This is a genomic window from Streptomyces sp. NPDC014734, assembly GCF_043083325.1.
Taxonomy (GTDB): domain Bacteria; phylum Actinomycetota; class Actinomycetes; order Streptomycetales; family Streptomycetaceae; genus Streptomyces.
Genome location: NZ_JBIBYN010000027.1, coordinates 46,808 through 70,596, shown reverse-complemented (window position 1 = coordinate 70,596; position 23,789 = coordinate 46,808). Strand labels below are relative to the sequence as shown.

At 71.7% G+C, this 23,789-nt stretch carries 18 protein-coding genes; 14 read left to right on the top strand and 4 right to left on the bottom strand.

Annotated features, from left to right (window positions below; genetic code table 11):
• Nucleotides 1–21: 21 nt before the first annotated feature.
• A complete protein-coding gene (locus ACF1CT_RS31935; RefSeq protein ID WP_391787485.1) occupies nt 22–807 on the bottom strand; it encodes an amino acid ABC transporter ATP-binding protein in 786 nt (261 codons plus the stop codon).
• Between the two features lie 364 nt (nt 808–1,171).
• On the opposite strand from ACF1CT_RS31935, the gene ACF1CT_RS31930 reads away from it, so the two are divergent.
• Both ACF1CT_RS31930 and ACF1CT_RS31925 read left to right on the top strand, forming a co-directional pair.
• Nucleotides 1,172–1,864 carry a response regulator transcription factor gene (locus ACF1CT_RS31930; RefSeq protein ID WP_391787484.1) on the top strand — a complete coding sequence of 231 codons (693 nt, stop codon included), beginning with the start codon at nt 1,172–1,174 and terminating at the stop codon, nt 1,862–1,864.
• Between the two features lie 15 nt (nt 1,865–1,879).
• Complete coding sequence (locus ACF1CT_RS31925; protein WP_391787483.1) at nt 1,880–3,274, top strand: sensor histidine kinase; 1,395 nt, start codon at nt 1,880–1,882, stop codon at nt 3,272–3,274.
• 34 nt (nt 3,275–3,308) lie between these two features.
• Here the strand turns inward: ACF1CT_RS31925 and ACF1CT_RS31920 are convergent, their stop codons facing one another.
• Nucleotides 3,309–4,307: a TAXI family TRAP transporter solute-binding subunit gene (locus tag ACF1CT_RS31920; RefSeq protein ID WP_391787482.1), complete on the bottom strand. Its 999-nt coding sequence runs from the start codon at nt 4,305–4,307 to the stop codon at nt 3,309–3,311.
• An 89-nt stretch (nt 4,308–4,396) separates the two neighbouring features.
• On the opposite strand from ACF1CT_RS31920, the gene miaB reads away from it, so the two are divergent.
• Both miaB and ACF1CT_RS31910 read left to right on the top strand, forming a co-directional pair.
• Nucleotides 4,397–5,926, top strand: a complete 1,530-nt coding sequence (gene miaB / locus ACF1CT_RS31915; protein WP_391787481.1) for a tRNA (N6-isopentenyl adenosine(37)-C2)-methylthiotransferase MiaB — start codon at nt 4,397–4,399, stop codon at nt 5,924–5,926.
• A gap of 106 nt (nt 5,927–6,032) precedes the next feature.
• Nucleotides 6,033–6,755: a class III extradiol dioxygenase subunit B-like domain-containing protein gene (locus ACF1CT_RS31910; protein ID WP_391787480.1), complete on the top strand. Its 723-nt coding sequence runs from the start codon at nt 6,033–6,035 to the stop codon at nt 6,753–6,755.
• Nucleotides 6,756–6,875: 120 nt separating this feature from the next.
• On the opposite strand, the gene ACF1CT_RS31905 is transcribed toward ACF1CT_RS31910, so the two are convergent.
• Entirely contained in the window at nt 6,876–7,145 is a 270-nt protein-coding gene (locus ACF1CT_RS31905) for an antitoxin (protein WP_391787479.1), read from the bottom strand.
• Nucleotides 7,146–7,430: 285 nt separating this feature from the next.
• On the opposite strand from ACF1CT_RS31905, the gene miaA reads away from it, so the two are divergent.
• The 6 genes from miaA to hflX all read left to right on the top strand — a co-directional run bounded on the left by miaA (nt 7,431) and on the right by hflX (nt 15,563).
• Nucleotides 7,431–8,369 carry a tRNA (adenosine(37)-N6)-dimethylallyltransferase MiaA gene (miaA, locus tag ACF1CT_RS31900; RefSeq protein ID WP_391787478.1) on the top strand — a complete coding sequence of 313 codons (939 nt, stop codon included), beginning with the start codon at nt 7,431–7,433 and terminating at the stop codon, nt 8,367–8,369.
• Between the two features lie 107 nt (nt 8,370–8,476).
• Complete coding sequence (locus ACF1CT_RS31895; protein ID WP_391787519.1) at nt 8,477–8,917, top strand: hypothetical protein; 441 nt, start codon at nt 8,477–8,479, stop codon at nt 8,915–8,917.
• A gap of 142 nt (nt 8,918–9,059) precedes the next feature.
• Complete coding sequence (gene dapF / locus ACF1CT_RS31890; RefSeq protein WP_391787477.1) at nt 9,060–9,929, top strand: diaminopimelate epimerase; 870 nt, start codon at nt 9,060–9,062, stop codon at nt 9,927–9,929.
• Between the two features lie 278 nt (nt 9,930–10,207).
• Nucleotides 10,208–12,334 carry a RelA/SpoT family protein gene (locus ACF1CT_RS31885; RefSeq protein WP_391787476.1) on the top strand — a complete coding sequence of 709 codons (2,127 nt, stop codon included), beginning with the start codon at nt 10,208–10,210 and terminating at the stop codon, nt 12,332–12,334.
• Nucleotides 12,335–12,431: 97 nt separating this feature from the next.
• Entirely contained in the window at nt 12,432–13,889 is a 1,458-nt protein-coding gene (locus ACF1CT_RS31880) for a M1 family metallopeptidase (protein ID WP_391787475.1), read from the top strand.
• 153 nt (nt 13,890–14,042) lie between these two features.
• Complete coding sequence (gene hflX / locus ACF1CT_RS31875) at nt 14,043–15,563, top strand: GTPase HflX (RefSeq protein WP_391787474.1); 1,521 nt, start codon at nt 14,043–14,045, stop codon at nt 15,561–15,563.
• A 340-nt stretch (nt 15,564–15,903) separates the two neighbouring features.
• Here the strand turns inward: hflX and ACF1CT_RS31870 are convergent, their stop codons facing one another.
• A complete protein-coding gene (locus ACF1CT_RS31870) occupies nt 15,904–17,124 on the bottom strand; it encodes a trypsin-like serine peptidase (protein WP_391787473.1) in 1,221 nt (406 codons plus the stop codon).
• A gap of 330 nt (nt 17,125–17,454) precedes the next feature.
• Here ACF1CT_RS31870 and ACF1CT_RS31865 point away from each other — a divergent pair, with 330 nt between their 5' ends.
• The 4 genes from ACF1CT_RS31865 to ACF1CT_RS31850 are packed head-to-tail and all read left to right on the top strand — an operon-like array spanning nt 17,455 to nt 23,778.
• Complete coding sequence (locus tag ACF1CT_RS31865; protein WP_391787472.1) at nt 17,455–18,834, top strand: diaminobutyrate--2-oxoglutarate transaminase family protein; 1,380 nt, start codon at nt 17,455–17,457, stop codon at nt 18,832–18,834.
• A gap of 28 nt (nt 18,835–18,862) precedes the next feature.
• Nucleotides 18,863–20,806, top strand: a complete 1,944-nt coding sequence (locus ACF1CT_RS31860) for an IucA/IucC family protein (protein ID WP_391787471.1) — start codon at nt 18,863–18,865, stop codon at nt 20,804–20,806.
• Nucleotides 20,807–20,850: 44 nt separating this feature from the next.
• Complete coding sequence (locus tag ACF1CT_RS31855) at nt 20,851–21,699, top strand: GNAT family N-acetyltransferase (protein WP_391787470.1); 849 nt, start codon at nt 20,851–20,853, stop codon at nt 21,697–21,699.
• A gap of 60 nt (nt 21,700–21,759) precedes the next feature.
• Entirely contained in the window at nt 21,760–23,778 is a 2,019-nt protein-coding gene (locus tag ACF1CT_RS31850; protein WP_391787469.1) for an IucA/IucC family protein, read from the top strand.
• Nucleotides 23,779–23,789 lie beyond the last annotated feature (11 nt).

Below are 23,789 nucleotides of genomic sequence, written 5' to 3'. Positions count from 1 at the left end.
TTATGCCGTTGGTCGTTGTCATCAGTGGTGAAGGATCTTCGAGAGGAAGTCCTTGGCCCGGTCGCTGCGCGGGTTGCTGAAGAACTGGTCGGGCGCGGCCTCTTCGACGATCTTTCCGTCCGCCATGAAGACGACCCGGTTCGCGGCCGAACGCGCGAAGCCCATCTCGTGCGTGACCACGACCATCGTCATGCCCTCCCGGGCGAGCTGCTGCATGACGTCCAGCACCTCGTTGATCATCTCCGGGTCGAGCGCGGAGGTCGGCTCGTCGAAGAGGATCACCTTGGGGTCCATCGCCAACGCCCGGGCGATGGCCACGCGTTGCTGCTGACCGCCGGAGAGCTGGGCCGGGTACTTGTCGGCCTGCGTCGCGACTCCCACCCGCTCCAGCAGCGAACGGGCCTTGTCCTCGGCGGCCTTCTTGTCCGCCTTGCGGACCTTGATCTGACCCAGCATCACATTTTCGAGCACCGTTTTGTGCGCGAAGAGATTGAACGACTGGAAAACCATCCCGACATCGGCGCGCAGCCGTGCCAGCTCCCGGCCCTCCTGCGGCAGCGGCTTGCCGTCGATCGAGATGTCGCCCGAGTCGATCGTCTCCAAGCGGTTGATCGTGCGGCACAGCGTGGACTTCCCGGACCCGGAAGGCCCGATGACGACCACGACCTCGCCGCGGGCGATGGTCAGGTCGATGTCCTGGAGCACATGCAGCGCGCCGAAGTGCTTGTTGACGTTGCTCAGTACGACAAGGTCGTTCGCCGCGGCTGCGGCGTCCTCGGCGCCCTTGGTCACTGAAACTCCGCTCATCGGCTTCTTGCTCCGTCCTCCTCGGTTGGGAAGGACCATAGGGGCCGGTGCGACCAGCGTCATCACATCTGAGCGAGAATTGAGGATAACGATCCGGCGGTACCCGGACACACCCTGTGAGCAGGGATGCGGGTGTGGCATCCCGGGCGTACCGGGTGGATAACAGATGGCCGGAAGCGACAGGCGAACCCTTGACGGACACACCCGTCATCGGAGTGGATGCCCTGGTACGCCATGACGTGAAACACCTCCGTACGGGGAAGTGACGAGAGGCGTACGGAATCGGCACCGACACACGGCACGCACGCCGCGCGGCATCCTTCGCGCGGCACGCGGCACCGCACCGACGACGGAAGGGAGGCGCATGAGACTGCTGCTCGTCGAGGACGACAACCACGTCGCGGCCGCCCTCTCCGCGATCCTCGCCCGGCACGGCTTCCGGGTCGTGCACGCACGGACCGGCGAGGAGGCGCTCCACGCGCTGCTGCCCGCGGACACGGAACCCTTCGGCGTCGTGCTCCTCGACCTCGGGCTGCCCGACCAGGACGGTTACGAGGTGTGCGGCAAGATCCGCAAGCGCACCTCCACGCCGGTGATCATGGTGACCGCGCGCGCCGACGTCCGGTCGCGGATCCACGGCCTCAACCTCGGCGCCGACGACTACGTCGTCAAGCCCTACGACACCGGCGAACTCCTGGCCCGCATCCACGCCGTCAGCCGACGCAACTCCACCGGGGAGGACACCGTGTCCACACCGGTCGCCGCGCTGCGCCTCGGACACGTCCGGATCGAGCTGCCGACCCGCCGGGTCAGCGTCGACGGTGCCGAGATCCAGCTCACCCGCAAGGAGTTCGACCTGCTCGCGCTGCTGGCCCAGCGGCCGGGCGTGGTCTTCCGCAGGGAACAGATCATCAGCGAGGTGTGGCGCACGAGCTGGGAGGGCACCGGGCGGACCCTCGAAGTGCACGTCGCGTCGCTGCGTTCCAAACTGCGGTTGCCCGCGCTGATCGAGACGGTGCGCGGCGTCGGCTACCGCCTCGTCGCCCCGACCGCGTAGAGACGTACGTCCCAGGTGCGCACCCGGCTGCTTCCCCTGCTCATCATGCTCATGGCGGGCGTGCTGCTCGCCCTCGGCTTCCCGCTGGCCGTGAGCGTGGCCAACGCCCAGCAGCAGCGCGTCGTCATCGACCGCATCGACGACGCGGCACGGTTCGCCGCGCTTGCCCAGTTCGTCGCCGAGCGCGGCCTGGGATACGACGAGCGGCGGCGCACCCTGCGCGGCGAACTCGACACCTACGCCTCGGTGTACGGCATCCGGGCCGGTGTCTTCTACCGCGACGACAGCACCATGGCCAAGGCGCCGGCGGGCTGGCAGCTGCCCCTGGACGGGGAGGGGCGGGAGGCGTTCAAGGAGGCGCTCCTCGGCCGCCGCAGCCACGACCCGCCCCAGGTCTGGCCCTGGCAGCGGGGGAGGATCGTCATCGCCTCGCCCGTCGTACGGGACGGCGACGTCATCGCCGTCGTGGTCATGGACTCGCCCACCTCCCAGATGCGCTCGCGCACCCTGAACGGCTGGCTGCTGATCGCCGCGGGCGAGGCGGTCGCGATGCTGGTGGCGGTCGGTGCCGCGATCAGGCTCACCGGCTGGGTCCTGCTGCCGGTGCGGACCCTGGACGCGGCCACCCACGACATCGCCAGCGGCCGGATGCGCTCGCGAGTGGCAGCCTCCGGCGGGCCGCCGGAACTCAGGCGCCTGGCCCGGTCGTTCAACGAGATGGCCGACAACGTGGAGAACGTGCTGGAGCAGCAGCGCGCCTTCGTCGCGGACGCCTCGCACCAACTGCGCAACCCGCTGGCCGCGCTGCTGCTGCGGATCGAGCTGCTCGCCCTCGAACTCCCAGAGAACAACGAGGAGATCGCCTCCGTGCGCACGGAGGGCAAGCGCCTCGCGCAGGTCCTGGACGACCTGCTCGACCTGGCCCTCGCCGAACACGCCGCGGCCGACCTGCGCTTCACGGACATCGGTGCCCTCACCGCGGAACGCGTCGCCTCCTGGCGCCCGGTCGCCGAGGAGAAGGGGGTACGACTCGTCGCGGACGGCGCGTCCGCCGTGACGGCCTGGGCGGATCCCATCGCGTTGTCCAGCGTCCTGGACGCCGTCATCGACAACGCCCTGAAATTCACCCCGGCCGGCGAAGAGGTCCTGGTCACGGTCGGTTCCGGACCGGACGACGTCACGGTCGTCGTCGCCGACCGCGGACCCGGCCTCACCGCGCAGGAGAGGGAGCGCGTCGGGGACCGGTTCTGGCGCAGCAACCAGCACCAGAACGTGAAGGGCTCCGGTCTCGGACTGTCGATCTCCCAGGCCCTCCTGGCCGCGGGCGGGGGCTCCCTCGGCTACGCCGCCAACGAGCCGCACGGACTCCGGGTCACGGTGAGGGTGCCGCGCGACGGTTCGCAGGGCTGAGCAGCCGGGGCGGAAGGAAGGAGCACGGGGCGGATCACGGCTTGACCGAGCGGTAGTAGCGCTTGGCACCCTCGTGCAGGGGCAGCGGATCGGTGTAGATGGCCGTGCGCAGGTCCACCAGCTGGGCCGCGTGCACCTCCCGCCCGATCCGGTCCCGGCTGTCGATCACGGTCCGGGTGAACGCCTCGGTCAATGCCGGATCCGTACGGTCGGTGGTCACCAGCACATTGGCGATCGCCACCGTCGGCACCGCCTGCCCCTGCTGCACGGTCCGGTAGGCGTCCGCAGGCATCACCGCGGACCGGTAGTGACGGGCGGACCCGCCCGCCGCCTGGAGCTCCTTGATCAGCGAGGCCTCCAGCGGCACCAGCCGGACCGGGAACCGGTCCGACAGTTCCTGCACGGCCGAGGTGGGCAGCCCGCCCGACCAGAAGAACGCGTCGAGCAGGTCGCCCTCCAACTGCTGCGGCATGGTGTCGATGCCGTCGGGAACCGCCCTGATGCCGTTCGTCGGATCGAGGCCGGCCGCCGTCAGGAGCCGGTCGGCGACCAGCCGTACGCCCGAGCCCGGCTGCCCCACCCCCACGCGCTTGCCGCGCAGGTCCGAGACCCGTCGGACCGGCGAGTCCCGGGGCACCACCAGCTGGATGTAGTCGTCGTACAACCGGACGCAGCCCCGCAACCGGTCGGCCCCCGGACCGCCGTCGCGCAGATAGGTGGCGAGAGCGTCGGCGGTGGCGATGGTGAAGTCGGCCTCACCGGTCGCCACCCGCGCGATGTTCTGCTGGGAACCCTCGCTGGTCCGGAGCCTGATCGACACCTGCGGCAGGTCCTTGGCAAGATCGCCCCTCAGCCGCTCCCCGTATCGCTGGTACACCCCGCTGCGCACCCCGGTGCTGAACGTCAGCGTGCCGCTCGGCGCCTGCTTCCCGAGCGGGAGCAGCCACCACAGCAGCAGCCCGAGCACGACGACGAGCACGGCGCACACCTGGAAGGAACGCCGGCGGCCGATACGGGACAGTGCCTGGAGCATGGCGGCGATCCTGCCAGCCCGTCCCGGCGATGACCAGGGCCGAAACCTCCGGCGCCGGAGTCACTCCCGCGACCGCCTACCCTTGAGGGATGACCAGCAGCAGCGACCGGAGCCTCGCAGTGGACGTTCAGGGAACCAAAAGCTATGAAATCCGCACCTACGGGTGCCAGATGAACGTCCACGACTCCGAGCGGCTGTCCGGTCTGCTGGAGGGTGCGGGGTACGTGCGGGCCGCGGAGGGCTCCGACGGCGACGCCGACGTCGTCGTCTTCAACACCTGCGCGGTGCGGGAGAACGCCGACAACAAGCTCTACGGCAACCTCGGCAGGCTCGCCCCGATGAAGACGAGGCGCCCGGGCATGCAGATCGCCGTCGGCGGCTGCCTGGCCCAGAAGGACCGCGCCACCATCGTCGAGCGGGCCCCCTGGGTGGACGTCGTCTTCGGCACGCACAACATCGGCAAGCTGCCGGTGCTGCTGGAGCGCGCCCGCGTCCAGGAGGAGGCCCAGATCGAGATCGCCGAGTCCCTGGAGGCGTTCCCCTCCACCCTCCCCACGCGACGCGAGTCTGCCTACGCGGCCTGGGTCTCCATCTCCGTCGGCTGCAACAACACCTGCACTTTCTGCATCGTCCCGGCGCTGCGAGGCAAGGAGAAGGACCGCCGCACCGGCGACATCCTCGCCGAGATCGAGGCACTGGTCGCCGAGGGCGTCTCGGAGATCACCCTGCTCGGCCAGAACGTGAACGCCTACGGTTCCGACATCGGTGACCGGGAGGCGTTCTCCAAGCTGCTGCGCGCCTGCGGGACGATCGACGGCCTGGAGCGGGTCCGCTTCACCTCGCCGCACCCCCGCGACTTCACGGACGACGTGATCGCGGCCATGGCCGAGACGCCCAACGTGATGCCGCAGCTGCACATGCCCCTGCAGTCCGGCTCGGACACGGTCCTCAGGGCCATGCGGCGCTCGTACCGTCAGGAGCGGTTCCTCGGCATCATCGAGAAGGTGCGCGCCGCGATGCCGGACGCCGCCATCTCCACCGACATCATCGTGGGCTTCCCCGGCGAGACCGAGGAGGACTTCGCGCAGACCCTGCACACGGTCCGCGAGGCGCGCTTCGCCAACGCCTTCACCTTCCAGTACTCCAAGCGCCCCGGAACCCCGGCCGCCGAGATGGAGGGGCAGATCCCCAAGGAGGTCGTCCAGGAGCGGTACATGCGGCTGTCCGCCCTCCAGGAGGAGATCTCCTGGGAGGAGAACAAGAAGCAGGTTGGCCGGACGCTGGAGATCATGGTCGCGGAGGGCGAGGGCCGCAAGGACGGCGCCACCCACCGCCTCTCCGGCCGCGCCCCCGACAACCGCCTGGTCCACTTCACCAAGCCGGACGAGGAGGTGCGCCCGGGGGACGTGGTGACCGTGGAGATCACGTACGCGGCCCCGCACCACCTGCTCGCCGAGGGCCCCGCCGCGGGCGTGCGGCGGACCCGGGCCGGGGACGCCTGGGAGAAGCGCAACGCCGCCGAGGCGGCCAAGCCGGCCGGGGTGATGCTGGGACTGCCCGGCATCGGCGCCCCCGCGCCGCTGCCCGCGGCCGCTGCCCCCGGCTGCGGCTGCGACTGAGAGCCTGTCGGCCGGCCTCCGACCGGCCGGCCGACGGCCTCCGGGGCGCCGGTCCGTCGGGTCGCGGCCGTCGGGCACCGTGCGCGTACGCAGTACGCTTCCCACCATGCTTGTCGCCGCCGCAGTCTGTCCCTGTCCGCCTCTGCTGGTGCCCGAGGTCGCCGCGGGCGCCGCGCCCGAACTCGACCGGCTGCGTGACGCCTGTGCCACGGCTCTGGACGAGCTCGCCGCCGCCCGGCCCGACCTGCTGATCGTCGTCGGGCCCGCCGCCCACGCGGGCCGCGGACCGCACCCCGAGGGGGCCACCGCCACCTTCTCCGGATTCGGCGTCGACCTCGCAGTACGGCTCGGGCGCGAGCGGGCCGCACCGGCGGACCGCCCGCTTCCGCCGTCCCTGGCCGTCGGGGCCTGGCTGCTCGGCCGGGCACGGTGGACGGAGACGACGGACACGGCGGTCGAGGGCCTCGGCGTGGGCGAGCCGCTCGAAACGGAGCGCTGCGTGAGCGCCGGACAGGACCTTGCCGCGCGCGCGGACCGGGTCGCGCTGCTGGTGATGGGCGACGGAAGCGCCTGTCGCACCCTCAAGGCCCCCGGCTACCTGGACGAACGCGCCGAGGCCTTCGACGCCGACGCCGCCCGCGCGCTCGCCGACGCCGATCCGGCCGCGCTGATCGCGCTGGACGCGTCACTGGCGTACCGGCTCAAGGCGGCGGGCCGGGCACCCTGGCAGGTGCTCGCGGGGGCGGCCGAGGGCGCGGGCCTGCGCGGTCGGCTGCTCCACGAGGACGCCCCGTACGGCGTCGGCTACTTCGTGGCCGCCTGGTCCTGAGCGCGCCCGGCCGGGAGCCGTACCCGTGGCACGCGGACTCCGGGGAGCCGCACCCGCGTGCGTCCGTGATCGTGCCGGGCCGCCGTTCCACGGCCGTCCGGCGACCCGGTCGCCCGGGGGTCACGGCGCGGGCGGGGTGGTCGGCGGCGTACCGCCCTCCTGACCGGGCCCATCGTCCTCGTGCTTGTGGGACAGGCGCTCGACCGCCTCCTTGGCCTTCCTCGTGCCGGACTCGATCTTGTCGCTGTACTTGTGCTTGGTCTTTTCGTCGACCGTCCGCGCCGCCTTGTCGAGACCCTGGTCGATCTTGCCCCCGTGCTCATGCGCGAGTTTGCCGACCTTCTCCCTCGCGGGACTCAGCTTGGCCTTCACATTGTCCAGGAAGCCCATCGGGCACCTTCTCTGCTGAGGAACCGTGGCCGGGCGCCCGTTCGGCCGTGCCACCGGCGGCGTCACCGACCGGCCACGCCGCCGAACCACGAACCATGACAAACGCCCGCGTTCTCCTACGAATTCTACTGTTGTGGGCAGGGATGCGCCGATGCGGGACCAGCGGCCCTTCGGGCCACGGGCGGAAGGGCCGCGGGGGCGGACGAGGAGCGGTCCGGCCCGGCGCCGCGGGCCGGGCTGCCTCGCTCGTTCGGGAACAGGCGGGAGGTTTGCGAGACTGGGGCGGTGAGAAGCTCAGCTCCCGCACCGCGGGTCATCACCGTCGTCGGTCCCACTGCCGCCGGAAAGTCCGATCTGGGAGTATTCCTGGCGCAGCAGCTCGACGGCGAGGTGATCAACGCCGACTCCATGCAGCTCTACCGCGGGATGGACATCGGCACCGCCAAACTGACGCTCGGCGAGCGCGGCGACGTTCCCCACCACCTCCTGGACGTCTGGGACGTCACCGAGACCGCCAGCGTCGCCGGATACCAGCGGCTGGCCCGCGCGGAGATCGACCGGCTGCTGGCCGCGGGCCGTACCCCCGTCCTGGTCGGCGGGTCCGGGCTCTACGTGAAGGGCGCCATCGACGCCCTGGAATTCCCCGGTACGGACCCCGGAGTGCGGGCCCGGCTGGAGGAGGAGCTGACCGAGCGCGGTTCCGGGGTCCTGCACGCCCGTCTCGCCGCCGCCGACCCCGGAGCGGGCCGGGCCATCCTGCCGAGCAACGGCCGCCGGATCGTCCGGGCCCTCGAAGTCATCGAGATCACCGGAAAGCCCTTCACCGCCAACCTCCCGGGTAACGATGCGGTGTACGACACCGTGCAGATCGGCGTCGACGTGGCGCGTCCGGAGCTCGACGAACGCATCGCCCGGAGGGTCGACCGGATGTGGGAGGCCGGACTCGTCGCGGAGGTGCGCGCGTTGGAGGGGATCGGTCTGCGCGACGGACGCACCGCGTCCAGAGCACTCGGCTACCAACAAGTGCTGGCAGCGCTGGCCGGGGAGTGCACCGAGGACGAGGCGCGCGCCGAGACGGTCCGCGCCACCAAGCGGTTCGCGCGCCGTCAGGACTCGTGGTTCCGCCGTGACCCGCGGGTCCACTGGCTGAGCGGCGCCGCGGAGCACCGCGGGGAACTCCCGGGGCAGGCGCTGACGTTGGTCGAACGAGCGGTTACAGCCTGATCACGTGATGGCATCGGGAAGCTCCGCCCGTCATTTCGGTGCCCCGGAGCGTGCCATCATCGAGCATCGATCGATCAGTGGATTCCGAGTGGGGAGGGCGCGTGGCGATGGAGGCCGGCCCTCGCGACACGGAAGACGACGCACCGGACACGGGGCACGAGACGGGGCGCTTGAGCCCCGACGGACCCGATGAGCTCGATGTGGCCCCGGAGGTCGAGGTCGAGCTGCGGCCCGCGCGGCGTCTGCGCATCTGGCAGTTGGCACCGATCGTCGCGCTGGCGGCCGTCGGCTCGCTGATGTTCGCCTTCCCCCTCGCCTTCGAGTTCGGGGACGGCGGCGCCGTGGTCGCCATGCTGGGGCTGCTCATCAGCGGCTGTGCCGCGGGCTGGGGCATGATGGCCGCCCGGCGGGTCGGCCACACCTGGCCCGGGCTGCCGCAGCGGGGCACGGACGAGCGGCCCGACTGGCGCGTGATCGCCCTGTACGTCGCCGTGTGCCTGGCGCTGGTCGCGCTGGCCGTCTGGCGGGTGGACCGGCTGCGCCACTGACCGGACCGGCGGCCTCCCCGGGCCCCCGCGGAAACGTCCGGCACCGTGCCCCGCCCCGGTCGCCCCCTCCGCCTCGTGACCTCCGCGGCCGTCCGCCGGACCGGTTTCGGCGGTTGTCGGTCCCGCCTCGTACAGTTGCCCTGTGAGCACCTCGCAGATCGCCTTCCTCAAGGGCCACGGCACCGAGAACGATTTCGTGATCGTCCCCGACCCGGACGACGCCCTGGACCTGCCCCCCGCCCTCGTCGCCCGCCTGTGCGACCGCCGGGCCGGCATCGGTGGGGACGGGCTGCTGCACGTCGTGCGGTCCGCCGCGCATCCCGAGGCACGGACCATGGCGGACGAGGCCGAGTGGTTCATGGACTACCGCAACGCCGACGGCTCGATCGCCGAGATGTGCGGCAACGGCGTGCGCGTCTTCGCCCGTTACCTCCAGCGTGCCGGGTACGTCGAGGAGGGCGACCTCGCCGTCGCGACCCGGGGCGGCGTGAAGCGGGTGCACCTCGCCAAGGACGGCGACATCACCGTCTCCATGGGGCGCGCGATCCTGCCCGGGGACGGCGTCACGGTCGAGCTGGCCGGCCGCGGCAGGCCCGCCCGCAACGTCAACATGGGCAATCCGCACGCCGTCGTCTTCGTCGACGACCTGGCGGATGCCGGGGACCTGCTGTCCGTACCGCCGTACAGCCCCGTGTCCGTCTACCCCGACGGCGTCAACATCGAGTTCGTCGTCGACCGCGGGCCGCGCCATGTGGCCATGCGTGTCCACGAACGCGGCTCGGGCGAGACGCGTTCCTGCGGCACGGGCGCCTGCGCCGTTGCCGTCGCGGCGGCCCGCAGGGACGGCGTGGACCCGGCGCTGACCGGCACCCCGGTCACGTACACCGTCGATCTCCCCGGCGGCACCCTCGTCATCACCGAACGGCCGGACGGCGAGATCGAGATGACGGGTGCCGCGGTGATCGTCGCCGAGGGAGTCGTCGACCCGGACCTGTCGGGCCGCCGCGCCTGAGGGCCTGTCGGGCTTCCTCGGACCGGACCGGTCCGGCCCCGGTCGGAGGTCACCCGACAGGCCCTCAGGAAGTCCCCCCAGGGCGTCCGTGCGGAGCGCCCGGCCGGCTCCCCGGCGCGGCGAAACGGAAGGTGTCACGGCTTCGCTCGAATGGGTGATCCGTTTCACGCTGGGCAAGAGGGGGACTCCGCCACGTGGTGGGCTCGGTAGCATCAAGCACCGGCCCGGAGGCGCGACCGCACCTTTCCCCCGCCGGTCGACGTCGCCGGAGGTGCCCCATGAGCGCAGAGGCCGCCCAACCAGGTGTTCCCGCCCGCAGGCGGGGCCGCCCCCGGATCGACCTCCGCAGACTCGGCCGCGTCGCCCTGCTCGGACCCGTCCCGCGCGACCGGCTGCCCGCCGCGATCGGGCATGTCGCCGAGGCACATCGGGCGCACCACCCGGACGCCGATCTGTCCCTCCTGCACCGCGCCTACGTGCTCGCGGAGACCTCGCACCGCGGACAGACGCGCAAGAGCGGCGAGCCCTACATCACCCACCCGCTCGCCGTCACCCTGATCCTCGCCGAACTCGGCGCCGAGACCACGACACTGACCGCCTCACTGCTCCACGACACCGTCGAGGACACCGAAGTGACGCTCAATCAGGTACGCGAACAGTTCGGCGAGGAGGTCGGCTACCTCGTCGACGGCGTCACCAAACTGGAGAAGGTCGACTACGGGGCGGCGGCCGAACCCGAGACCTTCCGCAAGATGCTGGTGGCCACCGGGGACGACGTCCGGGTGATGTCGATCAAACTCGCCGACCGGCTGCACAACATGCGGACCCTCAGCGTGATGCGCCCGGAGAAGCAGGCAAGGATCGCCAAGGTCACCCGCGACGTGCTGATCCCGCTGGCCGAACGGCTCGGGGTCCAGGCCCTCAAGACCGAACTTGAGGACCTCGTCTTCGCGATCCTGCACCCCGAGGAGTACGAGCGGACCCGCGCGCTGATCGCCGCAGCCGGCCCCGACCCGCTCGCCCCCATCGCCGAGAACGTCGCGGCGGTGCTGCGCGAGGCCGGCATCCCGGCCGACGTGCTCATCAGGCCGCGCCACCACCTCTCGGTGCACCGGGTCCGGATCAAACGCGGTGAACTGCGCGGCACCGACTTCGGCCGACTGCTGGTCCTCGTCGGCGAGGACGCCGACTGCTATGCGGTCCTCGGCGAACTCCACACCTGTTTCACCCCGGTGATCTCCGAGTTCAAGGACTTCGTCGCCGCCCCCAAGTTCAACCTCTACCAGTCGCTGCACACCGCGGTCGTCGGCCCCGAGGGTGCCGTTGCCGAGGTTCTCATCCGCACGCACCGGATGCACCGGGTCGCCGAGGCGGGCGTCGTCGCCCTCGGCAATCCGTACGCGGCGGACCACGGCTCCGCCGGCCAGGCCGCCGAACCCGCGGACGGCGAACGCGCCGACCCGACCCGGCCCGGCTGGCTCTCCAGACTCCTCCAGTGGCAGCAGTCGGCCCCGGACTCCGACACCTTCTGGACCACACTCCGCGCCGACCTCGCCGAGGACCGGGAGATCACCGTCTTCCGCACCGACGGCGGCACGCTCGGACTGCCCGCCGGGGCCAGTTGCGTCGATGCCGCCTACGCGCAGTACGGGGACCGGGCGCACGACTGCATCGGCGCCCGGGTCAACGGCAGGCTGGCCACCCTCGGCACGGTGCTGAACGACGGCGACACGGTGCAGTCGCTGCTGGCCGAGGACGCCGGATCCGGTCCCTCGCCCGCCTGGCTCGACCACGCCAGGACCCCCGCCGCCCGCATCGCCATCACCGGCTGGCTGGACGCCCACCCGGAGGCCCCCCAGGGGCCGCACGGCGGCGGTCCCGCCGGGGCCCGGCCCGAGCCGCAGCCCCAGGCCGACACCGGAACCGCGGAGGACCGCCGGGCCGGGACCGGCACCACGACCGCCGTGGTGGACCGGCCGGACGCCCTCGTGCGCCTGGCGGGCTGCTGCACCCCCGTGCCGCCCGACGACGTCACCGGATTCGTCGTCCGCGGCGGCGTCGTCACCGTGCACCGGCTGAAGTGCCCGGCGGCGGTCCGGATGCGGTCCACCGGCCGGGCACCGGTCGGGGTGAGCTGGGGAGCGGCGGCCGGATGCCGGGTCACCCTCGTCGCCGAATCGTTCGGACGCCCCCGGCTGCTCGCCGACCTCACCGAGGCCATCGCGACCGCGGGCGCGGCAGTTGTCTCCGCCACCGTCGAACCACCCAGCGAACAACGCGTCCGGCACACCTACACCCTTCAACTCCCCGACGCCGCCGAACTGCCGGCACTGATGCGCGCCATGCGCGACGTACCCGGGGTGTACGACGTGAGCCGGGCCCGCCACCCCGCGGCCGCCCACTGATCCCGGCAGCGGAACGCCATCTGCCGCAGCGAACTCGTTCGAGTGGTGCGGCGCGTGCCGCGACCGTCCGGACCGGGGTCGCTGGTAGCGGTAGTTCATGCCGTTCATCTCCCGCCGTCTGCGGGCCGCCCTGCTGGCCACCGCATCGGCCGCCCTCGTCGCAGCCGCCGCCGTCCCGACACCCGTGCCGCTCGGCATCGGCGACCCGCTCTTCCCGCACCTCGGCAACCCCGGATACGACGTCCTCGCGTACGACATCGGACTCACCTACCACGGCAGCAACAGCGAACCGCTGGACGCCGTCACCACGATCGACGCCCGGACCACCGAACCGCTGGACCGGATCAACCTGGACTTCACCCACGGCACCGTCCGCGCCGTCGAAGTCAACGGTCTGCGCGCCGACTTCGCCACGGCGGACGAGGACCTGGTCGTCCGTCCGGCCGGTCGCCTGCCGTCCGGAGTGCCGCTGCGCATCACCGTCCACCACACCAGCGATCCACGCGGCGACCGGGACGGCGGGGGCTGGGTGCGCACCGCCGACGGCCTGGCCATGGCCAATCAGGCCGACGCCGCGCACCGGGTCTTCCCGAGCAACGACCACCCCGCCGACAAGGCGTACTTCACCTTTCGGGTCACCGCGCCCAAGGACCTCACCGTGGTCGCCAACGGCCTGCCCGCCGGCACCGCCCGGCACGGTGCCGACACGACCTGGACCTACCGGACCGAACACCCCATGGCCACCGAGCTGGCCCAGGTCAGCATCGGCCGTTCCACCGTCCTCCACCGCACCGGACCGCACGGACTGCCGGTGCGCGACGTGGTCCCGACCGTCGACCGCACGCTGCTGGAACCCTGGCTCGACCGGACCCCCGCCCAACTGGCCTGGATGGAGAAGCAGGTCGGCCGCTACCCCTTCGGCAGGTACGGACTGCTGGTCGCCGACACCGAGACCGGCTTCGAACTGGAGACCCAGACGCTCTCGCTGTTCGAGCGGTCCCTGTTCGCGGGGAACGACCACCCCGCGTGGTTCGTCGAATCGATCATGGTGCACGAGCTCGCCCACCAGTGGTTCGGCGACAGCGTCTCCCCGCTCGGCTGGTCCGATCTGTGGCTCAACGAGGGACACGCCACCTGGTACGAGGCCCGCTACGCGGAGGAGCACGCCGGCGAGTCTCTGGAGAGCCGGATGCGCGACGCCTACGTCAGGTCCGACGGCTGGCGGTCGGCCGGCGGCCCGCCGGCCCGCCCCGACACACCCGCGCCCGGACAGAAGCTCAGCCTGTTCCGGCCGGTGGTGTACGACGGCAGTGCGCTGGTCCTGTACGCGCTGCGTCAGGAGATCGGCGCCAGCGCCTTCGACCGGCTGGAGCGGAGCTGGGTGAGGAAGCACCGGGACTCCAACGCGGCGACCGCGGACTTCGTCCGGCTGGCGTCGCGGGTGGCGGGCCGCGATCTGACGTCGTTCCTCGACGGCTGGCTGTACGCCGCGAAGACCCCGCCGATGCCGGGGCACCCGGACTGGCACAGCGCCGCACCGGGCGGTCGGCGATAAACCCGGATGACGGGCCCGACGGCCCGTGCCACTATCGACGAGTCGCCACGGCGGCCGGACCGATGATTCCGCCCGATTCACCGGGCGGGGAATCATCGCGAGAGGTCACACGTTGTGACTGATGTAACGGATTTCCATCGACGTAAGGATCCAATGACCTCCTCTTCTTCCCTTCCCCAGGACGCGCGGGACGCGCGGAGTGCCACGGAGAACGTGACCGAGAGCCTCACCGAGGGCCTCCGGGCCGACGCCCTGATGGAAGAGGACGTCGCCTGGAGCCACGAGATCGACACGGAGCGGGACGGCGCCCAGTTCGACCGCTCCGAGCGCGCCGCCCTGCGGCGCGTCGCGGGACTCTCCACCGAGCTGGAGGACGTCACCGAGGTCGAGTACCGACAGCTGCGCCTGGAGCGTGTGGTGCTGGTCGGCGTCTGGACCTCGGGGACCATTCGCGACGCGGAGAATTCCCTCGCGGAGCTCGCCGCGCTCGCCGAAACGGCCGGTGCCATGGTGCTCGACGCGGTGTACCAGCGCCGTGACAAGCCCGACCCGGCCACCTACATCGGCTCGGGCAAGGCGCTCGAACTGCGCGACATCGTCCTCGAATCAGGGGCCGACACGGTCGTCTGCGACGGTGAACTCAGCCCCGGTCAGCTGATCCACCTCGAAGACGTCGTCAAGGTCAAGGTGGTCGACCGGACCGCCCTGATCCTCGACATCTTCGCCCAGCACGCCAAGTCCCGCGAGGGCAAGGCGCAGGTCTCGCTGGCACAGATGCAGTACATGCTGCCGCGACTGCGCGGCTGGGGTCAGTCGCTCTCCCGCCAGATGGGCGGCGGCGGTTCCAGCGGGGGCGGCGGCATGGCGACCCGTGGTCCCGGTGAGACCAAGATCGAGACCGACCGGCGACGGATCCGCGAGAAGATGGCCAAGATGCGCCGGGAGATCGCGGAGATGAAGACCGGCCGCGAGATCAAGCGCCAGGAGCGCAAGCGCAACAAGGTGCCGTCGGTCGCCATCGCCGGCTACACCAACGCGGGCAAGTCCTCACTGCTCAACCGCCTCACCGGCGCGGGCGTCCTGGTGGAGAACGCGCTGTTCGCCACCCTGGACCCGACCGTGCGCCGGGCCGAGACGCCGAGCGGCCGGGTCTACACCCTCGCCGACACCGTCGGGTTCGTGCGACACCTGCCGCACCACCTCGTCGAGGCGTTCCGCTCCACCATGGAGGAGGTCGGCGAGTCCGACCTGATCCTGCACGTGGTGGACGGCTCCCACCCGGCACCGGAGGAGCAGCTCGCCGCGGTGCGCGAGGTGATCCGCGACGTCGGCGCGGTGAACGTGCCCGAGATCGTGGTGGTGAACAAGGCGGACGCCGCCGACCCGCTGGTGCTGCAGCGCCTGCTGCGCGTCGAGAAGCACGCGATCGCGGTCTCGGCCCGCAGCGGTGACGGCATCGAGGAACTGCTCGCCCTGATCGACACCGAACTGCCAAGGCCGTCGGTCGAGATCGAGGCGCTCGTGCCCTACACCCGGGGCGGTCTCGTCTCCCGGACACACGCCGAGGGCGAGGTGATCTCCGAGGAGCACACGTCGGAGGGCACCCTGCTCAAGGCCCGGGTCCACGAGGAACTTGCCGCGGAACTCTCCGCGTTCGTCCCCGTGGCGCACTGACGGCCGATCCCGCACCGACGGCCTGTCCCGCACGGACCGGAGGCCCGTTTCCCACCCGGGGAACGGGCCTCCGGCCTTGTGCGGTCACCGCCGCTGCCCCGAATGCCCAGGATTGCCGTGAGCTTGTCATGCGAACCGGCGGCCGGATCCGAGGCCGCCGCAGGTGCGGGCCCACTCCGTGACGGCGCGGACCGGGTGCCCGTCCGGCCGAGGCCCGGTGCCCGCGGCCGGACGGCGAGGCCCCCGTGCGCGGGAGTGCCGCACGGGGGCCCTGTCGCACCGTCATCACGGGTGCCGCACCGATGTCACCGTCCCCGTGGCCGGGACGGACGGTCGTCCCTCACTGTCCCGCGTACTTCTTGCTGACCGCCTCGTAGACGCCCTTGGCCTCCTTGCCGAGTCGCGGCCCGGCCAGCCATCCGGCCGTCACCGGCCCGATGGAGGTGTTCGACACCAGGGCCCGCTTGCCGTCCTGCCCGGTCGCGACCCAGCCGCCGCCGGAGGAGCCACCGGTCATGGTGCAGCCGATGCGGTACATCGTCGGGTCGTCGGCGGCCAGCGAGAGCCTGCCCGGCCGGTCCGCGCACTGGAAGGCCTTCTGGCCGTCGTACGGCGGAGCGGCCGGGAAGCCGGTGGCGGTCATGGTGTCGATCTTCGGTACGGCCGGCGCGTCGAAATCGACGGGCAGCGCGGAACCGACCGTCTCCTCCAGGGACTTGCCCGTCGACCCCTTCTCCGGTGCGACGTGCAGCACCGCGAAGTCGTACGGCGCGCCCTGGCCGCCGACCGAGGACCCCTGCGAGATCCACTGGTCGGAGGTCTGGGCCCACTGGCCCCACCACACGCCGTAGGGAGCGATCTGCTCCTTCGTCGCCGTCTTGAGCCCGGCGGACGACAGGCCCTTGTCGTTGTAGGAGGGGACGAAGGCGATGTTGCGGTACCAGCCGCCCTTCTTCCCGGCGTGCACGCAATGCCCCGCCGTCCACACCAGGTTGGACTTTCCGGGGTGCGCCGGGTCCTTCACGACGGTCGCGGAGCACACCATGGAGCCCTCGGGGCTGTCGAAGAGCAGCTTCCCGGACTCGGCGGCGTTGGCGTGGTACGGAGTCGCGACACCGGCGGCCTGAACCGGCGCGGGCGTCGGGTCGGTCACCCCGGTGTCGCCGGAGATGTCGTTGTCGACAGGCTTCTCGGGCGACTTGTCGGCGTCCCGCATCCGGTCCGGGTCCCAGAGGTCCTCGATGATCGGATTGACGAAGTCCTTGGCCTCACGCAGCCATTTGTCCTTGTCCCAGTTCTTCCACTCGCCGTTCCGCCAGCGGTCGACGTCGATCCCGTGCTCCTTGAGCCTGTCCTTCAGGTCGTCCGGAATGGTGATCTTGCCGTCCGACGCCTGGCTCGCGGTACCGCCCGGCCCGGCACCTGCGTCGTCCTCCTCCGGCCCGCAGGCGGTGGCGGTGAGCGTGAGGGCGGCGGTGACCGCGGCCACGGCGAGCGCCGAGGGGCGTACGCGGCGCGCGCCCCCCTGACGTGCGGCGCGTGCCGGTCGAATGAGTCGCATGTGGTGATCCCCCTGGGACTTCGTAACTCAACACTTCGGTACTGCGCTTCGGCACGGCTCCGAGCCGTTCGATCCGAACGTTCTATGGAGGTTCGAAGAACTGCCCGAGTGTTCCGTGCGGCCCCCACTATGCCGGTGCCGATGGGGACGGCATGCGGCAGGTCCGCGGTTCCACCCCCGCAAGGATCTTCGGATATGCCCGTGATCCTCGGCGCCCGGCGTCGTTGGTACGTACGAGGTACCGCGGGACGGTGTTCGTTCCCGCGGTCCGTCCGTACGCCCATGCGCCGGACGCGCGACGCAACCGTTACAGCGGGAGGACCGACAGCCGTGGCCGTGACCGAACCAGCTCCGGTGGCAGCACCGGCGGGGCACGAGGGGATCCTGCGTCGCCAGTCGATGCGCGAGTCCGCCGCCCGCACCTACGCGCGCTCCCTGCCGATCGTTCCGGTCCGGGCCCGGGGGATGACCATCGAGGGCGCGGACGGGCGGCGGTATCTGGACTGCCTCTCCGGAGCGGGCACGCTGGCGCTCGGCCACAACCACCCGGTGGTCCTGGAAGCCATCAAGAAGGTGCTCGACTCGGGCGCGCCCCTGCACGTCCTCGACCTCGCCACACCGGTCAAGGACGCCTTCACCACGGAGCTGTTCGCCACCCTGCCGCGGGAGTTCGCCGACAACGCCCGGATCCAGTTCTGCGGACCCGCCGGAACGGACGCCGTCGAGGCGGCCTTCAAGCTGGTCCGCGCCGCCACCGGCCGCGACGGACTCCTCGCCTTCACCGGCGCCTACCACGGGATGACCGCGGGCGCCCTGGCCGCCTCGGGCGGGGCCGAGGACGTGCGGGTGACGCGGCTGCCCTTCCCGCGCGACTACCGCTGCCCCTTCGGCATCGGCGGCGAGCGCGGCGCCGAGACCGCCGCCCGGTGGACCGAGAACCTCCTGGACGACCCCAAGGGCGGCGTCCCGGCACCTGCCGGAATGATCCTGGAACCCGTGCAGGGGGAGGGCGGGGTGAACCCCGCCCCCGACGCCTGGATGCGCCGCATGCGCGAGATCACGCGCTCCCGCTCCGTCCCCCTGATCGCCGACGAGGTGCAGACCGGCGTCGGCCGCACCGGCACTTTCTGGGCCGTCGAGCACAGTGGCATCACGCCCGACGTGATGGTGCTGTCCAAGGCCATCGGCGGGTCCCTCCCGCTCGCCGTGATCGTCTACCGCTCCGATCTCGACACCTGGCAGCCCGGAGCCCACGCCGGGACCTTCCGGGGCAACCAACTCGCGATGGCGGCCGGTACCGCCACCCTCTCCTTCGTCCGTGAGAACGGGCTCGCCGAACGGGCCGCGACCCTCGGCGCCCGGATGCTCGCGCGCCTCCAGGGGCTGGCGACGGACCACCCCTGCATCGGGGATGTCCGGGGTCGCGGACTGATGATCGGAGTGGAACTCGTCGATCCAGGGGGCTCCGCGCCGGACGGCAGCCCCGAACCACCGCCCGCCCCCGCCCTCGCCGCCGCGGTCCAGCAGGAATGCCTGAGCCGCGGACTCATCGTCGAACTCGGCGGACGCCACTCCACCGTCGTACGCCTCCTCCCGCCCCTGACCCTCACCGACGAACAGGCGACAGCGGTCGTGGACCGCCTCGCCGATGCCCTGGCGGCCGCCGAGCGGCTGCCGCACCGCCGGATCGCGACCGGGTCGATCCGCTGACCCGGCCACCATCACAAGGAAGACCGCAGTGAACCCCACTCCCGCGCCCGAGGCCGACGGCCCTCCCCCCATGCCGCAGTCGGCACAGGCCGGACACACCGGAAACCTCGTCGCCGAGCACACCGTGCCGCGCCAGAAGGCCGCTCCGCACGACGAGCGGTACACCGTCGCACCGACCGTGAACACCGGTGCGGCACCTGTCGATCCACTCGACCCCCCGGACCCGCTGGAGCTCCTGGACCCGCTGGGCCCCCCGGACCCGCTCGACCACCCGGACCCGCTGCGCGCCGCCGACCTGGCGGGTGTCGAGAACCTGCTCCGCTGCTGGGTCCGCGAGAGCGGCCGGCCCCGTCCGGAGGCGCACACGCTGCGCATCCCCCTTCCCGCGAGCGGGACGGCACTGCTCGTTCCGGTCGTGCACTGGTCCGCCACCGGGTGGCACCGATTCGGCGCTCCCGCCCTGGAGGGGGCACCCGAAGGGGCACCCTCCGTCGACGCCGTCACCGTCGCCGCCCTGCTCGGTCGCGAGGCCGACCGCGACGCGGGCGCGGACATGGTCGCCCGCGTCGCCGACTCGGTACGACGCACCGCCGGGTTCATCACGGAGCGGCGCCGCGCCCCCGAGGCCCCCGCCGTGGCCGACCCCTTCCTCGCGGCCGAGCAGTCCCTGGTCCTGGGCCATCCGCTCCACCCCACGCCCAAGAGCCGTGAGGGTCTCTCCGATTCCGAATCCCACCGCTATTCGCCCGAGTCGTACGGCTCCTTCCCCCTGCACTGGCTGGCCGTCGACCGGTCGGTCCTGGCCACCGACTCCGCCTGGACCGACCGGGGCCGCCCCGTACCCGCCGAGGAACTGCTCATCGCCAGGGCCGGCGGACTGCGGCTCCCGGCGAACACCGCGCCGCTGCCGCTCCACCCCTGGCAGGCCCGCGACCTGGTGCACCGCCCCGAAGCCGCCGCGCTGTTCGACGCCGGCCTCCTCCACGACCTCGGACCGCACGGCGGCCCCTGGTACCCCACCTCGTCCGTCCGCACCGTGCACCGCCCCGGTGCCGAAGTCATGCTCAAGCTGTCCCTCGGCCTGCGCATCACCAACTCCCGCCGCGAGAACCTCCGCAAGGAACTCCACCGCGGAGTGGAGGTGCACCGGCTGCTCAGGACCGGACTCGCCGCGCGGTGGCACGCCGTCCACCCCGGCTTCGACATCGTCCGTGATCCCGCCTGGCTCGCCGTCGACGGCCAGGACGGCGAACCCGTCACGGGACTCGACGTGATGCTCCGGCACAACCCGTTCGGTCCGCAGGACGACGCCGTCTGCGTCGCCGCGCTCACCGCGCCGCGCCCCTGGGCGGGCCGGACGGGCATGCACTCGCGCCTCGCCGCGGCCGTGCTCACCCTGGCGGCCGTCACCAGGAGGTCCGTTGGAGCCGTGGCCACCGAATGGTTTCTGCGTTACCTCGACCGCGTCGTACGCCCGGTGCTCTGGCTCGACGCCCACGCGGGCGTGGCGCTTGAGGCGCATCAGCAGAACACCCTGGTCCTGCTCGACCGCCACGGCTGGCCCGTCGGCGGCCGGTACCGCGACAACCAGGGCTACTACTTCCGCGAGTCCCACCGTGCCGCGCTGGAGCGCCGACTCCCCGGCATCGGCACGGTCAGCGACACCTTCGTCTCCGACGCCGTCACCGACGAACGCTTCGCCTACTACCTCGGCATCAACAACGTCTTCGGGCTGATCGGGGCCTTCGGCGCCCAGCGCCTCGTCGACGAGCAGGTGCTCCTCGCGGCGTTCCGGCGGTTCCTCGTCTCGGCCACCGCACTCGGCTCCCCCCTGCCCGGGCACCTGCTGGACCACACCCACCTGCGGTGCAAGGCCAACCTGCTGACCCGCTTGCACGGCCTCGACGAACTCGTCGGTCCCGTCGACACCCAGTCCGTCTATGTCACCATCGCCAACCCGCTGCACGCCTGAAAGGCCATGACCACCGCCTGAACGACCGAGAGGAGAGCGTCACCGTGACACCCGCCGATGCACCCACCGGCGCCGGCACCGGACCCGTCCCACAGACCGACACCAGCGCCGAGGACACCCTGGACCTGCCGCTCTCCGAAGAACTCCTCGGCCTTCTCGGGGACGCGGAGGGGACGGGCCCCGACGCGAGGACCCGGACGGACCACCCGTCACCGAGCGTGTCCGCGTCATCTCCGTGGTCCGTACCGTCCATGCCGTCGGCATCGGGCGGTACGGCCCCGTTGGGGGGCGCGCGGACGACCGGGGGCAGGCCGGTCTCCTCCCGCCTGCTCGACCGGCTCGCGGAGTGGGGGCCCGTCACCACCCCGGCCGGAGTCCTCCAACTCGTCCCCGTCCGACCCGAACGCGACCTCGCCCTCATCAGCCGCTGGATGAACGACCCCGCGGTCGCCGCGTTCTGGGAACTCGCCGGACCCGAAGCGGTCACCGCCGAGCACCTGCGTCCCCAACTCGAAGGAGACGGACGCAGCGTCCCGTGCCTGGGCGTGCTGGCGGGAGTCCCCATGAGCTACTGGGAGGTCTACCGCGCGGATCTCGATCCACTGGCCCGCCATTACCCCGCACGCCCCCACGACACCGGGATCCACCTGCTCATCGGTGGTGTCGACCACCGCGGACGCGGTCTGGGCACCACCCTGCTCAGGGCCGTCTCCGACCTCGTGCTCGACCACCGCCCCCTGTGCGCGCGGGTGGTCGCGGAACCCGACCTGCGGAACACCCCGTCCGTCTCCGCCTTCCTGAGCGCAGGCTTCCGCTTCTTCGCGGAGGTCGAACTCCCCGACAAACGAGCCGCCCTGATGGTTCGCGACCGAACCCACCGTGACCAGCTGTGAACGAACCACTGCGATACATACACCGCTCGAACCCCATCGGTTCCACCCCGAGGAGTCCCCGTGCCGACATATCCCGCGCGCAATGATTCGACGGAGTCCGCCGCGCTGCTCCGCACACCAGAACTGAACCGGAGTGTCTGGGAGGGAGCCGCCGCCCGACTGCTCGCGAAGATGCTCGGACAATTCGCCTACGAGGAAGTCGTCGAGCCGGTGCGCCGGGCCGCGGACGGCGATACGTACGCCCTCGGCCTGGACGACGGCGGGACTCTGGTGTTCGAGGCGAGGCGCGGCGTCTACGGGGGCTGGCTCGTCGTCCCCGACTCGATGCGGGAGCTCCGCGGCGGCACCCCGGGCGCTCCGGCCGGAACCGCCCGTGACGGCGGGCGGTTCGAGGCGGCGGACCGGGCCCGCGACAGCACCCGGGACACTCCGGCCGGATCGCCGCGCGATGACGAGCGGACCACCTCCGCCGAACCGGTCCGGGACCGGGACGCGTCCGACGAATCGCTCCGGGACCGGGACGCCGGCGCCGTTCCGTTCCGTGATCCGCTGCGGTTCCTCGCCCGCGCCCGCCGTCTCCTCGGGATCGACGGGGCCACTCTCGGCCACCTCATCCGTGAGATCACCACGACCCTCGCCGCCGACGCCCGGCTCGACCACACCGCACTCCCCGCCGCCCGGCTGGCCGAACTCGACTACGCCGAGCTGGAGGGCCACCAGACCGGTCACCCCTGGCTCGTCGCCAACAAGGGCCGCCTCGGATTCTCGGCCGCCGACGCCGCCCGCTACACACCCGAGGCCCGCACCCCCGTACGACTGCCGTGGATCGCGGTCTCCACCCGGATCGCCGCCTACCGGGGGGTGAACGGCCTGACCGCGCCGGAGCAGTTGTACGCCCGGGAACTCGACCCGGCCGTCCGCGACTCCTTCGCCGCCGCGCTCCGCGCCCGCGGCCTCGATCCCGAGCACTACCTCTGGCTGCCCGTGCACCCCTGGCAGTGGGACGAATGGATCGTTCCGGTCTTCGCCCCGGCCATCGCCTCGGGCGACGTCGTGCCCCTCCACGCCGACGGCGACCTCCGGCTGCCGCAGCAGTCCATCCGCACCTTCGCCAACGTCGCCCGCCCCGACCGGCACACCGTGAAGCTGCCGCTGTCGATCCTCAACACCCTGGTGTGGCGGGGACTGCCGACGGAACGGACCCTCGCGGCCCCCGCCGTCACCGCCTGGGTCCAGGGGCTTTGCGACCAGGACGCCTATCTGCGCGACACCTGCGGGGTCATCCTGCTCGGCGAGGTCGCCTCCGTGACGGTGGAGCACCCGCTCTACGACCACCTGCCGGAGACGCCGTACCAGTTCAAGGAGATCCTCGGCGCCATCTGGCGAGAACCCCTGCAGCCCCGGCTCGCGGGCGGCGAACGGGCCCGGACCCTCGCCTCGCTGCTGCACACCGATCCGCGGGGGCGCGCCTTCACGGCCGAACTCGTCGCCCGCTCCGGGCTCGCCCCCACCGCGTGGCTGACCCGGTTGTTCGCCGCGCTGCTTCCGCCGCTGCTGCATTTCCTCTACCGCTACGGCACGGTGTTCTCCCCCCACGGCGAGAACGCCATCGTCGTCTTCGACGACCGGGACGTACCGGTGCGGTTGGCGATCAAGGACTTCGTGGACGATGTGAACGTCAGTGCCGAGCCGCTGCCGGAGCACGCCTCCATGCCGCAGGACGTACGCCGCGTCCTGCTCAGCGAGGAGCCCTCCTTCCTCACGCAGTTCATCCACGCCGGACTGTTCATCGGAGTCTTCCGCTTCCTCTCCCCACTGTGCGAGGAACAGCTGGGGGTGCCCGAGGACGATTTCTGGTCACTCGTGCGGGCCGAGATCCGGAGGTACCACGCCCGTTTCCCGGAGCTCAAGGAACGGTTCGAGATGTTCGACATGCTGACACCGCGCATCGACCGCCTCTGTCTCAACCGCAACCGTCTGCACGTGGACGGCTACCGTGACCGCCCGGCGCGCCCGCACGCCGCCATCCACGGAAGCGTTCCGAACCCGCTCCACCCCGTCGATTCCGACCGGGAGTGATCGCCGTTGTC

Excerpts from the sequence above, each read along its gene's own strand:
- ACF1CT_RS31935 (WP_391787485.1), bottom strand. The coding sequence starts at position 807 with ATGAGCGGAGTTTCAGTGACCAAGGGCGCCGAGGACGCCGCAGCCGCG.
- ACF1CT_RS31870 (WP_391787473.1), bottom strand. The coding sequence starts at position 17,124 with ATGCGACTCATTCGACCGGCACGCGCCGCACGTCAGGGGGGCGCGCGC.
- ACF1CT_RS31905 (WP_391787479.1), bottom strand. The coding sequence starts at position 7,145 with ATGGGCTTCCTGGACAATGTGAAGGCCAAGCTGAGTCCCGCGAGGGAG.
- ACF1CT_RS31895 (WP_391787519.1), top strand. The coding sequence starts at position 8,477 with ATGGAGGCCGGCCCTCGCGACACGGAAGACGACGCACCGGACACGGGG.
- ACF1CT_RS31910 (WP_391787480.1), top strand. The coding sequence starts at position 6,033 with ATGCTTGTCGCCGCCGCAGTCTGTCCCTGTCCGCCTCTGCTGGTGCCC.
- ACF1CT_RS31930 (WP_391787484.1), top strand. The coding sequence starts at position 1,172 with ATGAGACTGCTGCTCGTCGAGGACGACAACCACGTCGCGGCCGCCCTC.
- ACF1CT_RS31885 (WP_391787476.1), top strand. The coding sequence starts at position 10,208 with ATGAGCGCAGAGGCCGCCCAACCAGGTGTTCCCGCCCGCAGGCGGGGC.
- miaB (WP_391787481.1), top strand. The coding sequence starts at position 4,397 with ATGACCAGCAGCAGCGACCGGAGCCTCGCAGTGGACGTTCAGGGAACC.
- hflX (WP_391787474.1), top strand. The coding sequence starts at position 14,043 with ATGACCTCCTCTTCTTCCCTTCCCCAGGACGCGCGGGACGCGCGGAGT.
- ACF1CT_RS31920 (WP_391787482.1), bottom strand. The coding sequence starts at position 4,307 with ATGCTCCAGGCACTGTCCCGTATCGGCCGCCGGCGTTCCTTCCAGGTG.
- ACF1CT_RS31880 (WP_391787475.1), top strand. The coding sequence starts at position 12,432 with ATGCCGTTCATCTCCCGCCGTCTGCGGGCCGCCCTGCTGGCCACCGCA.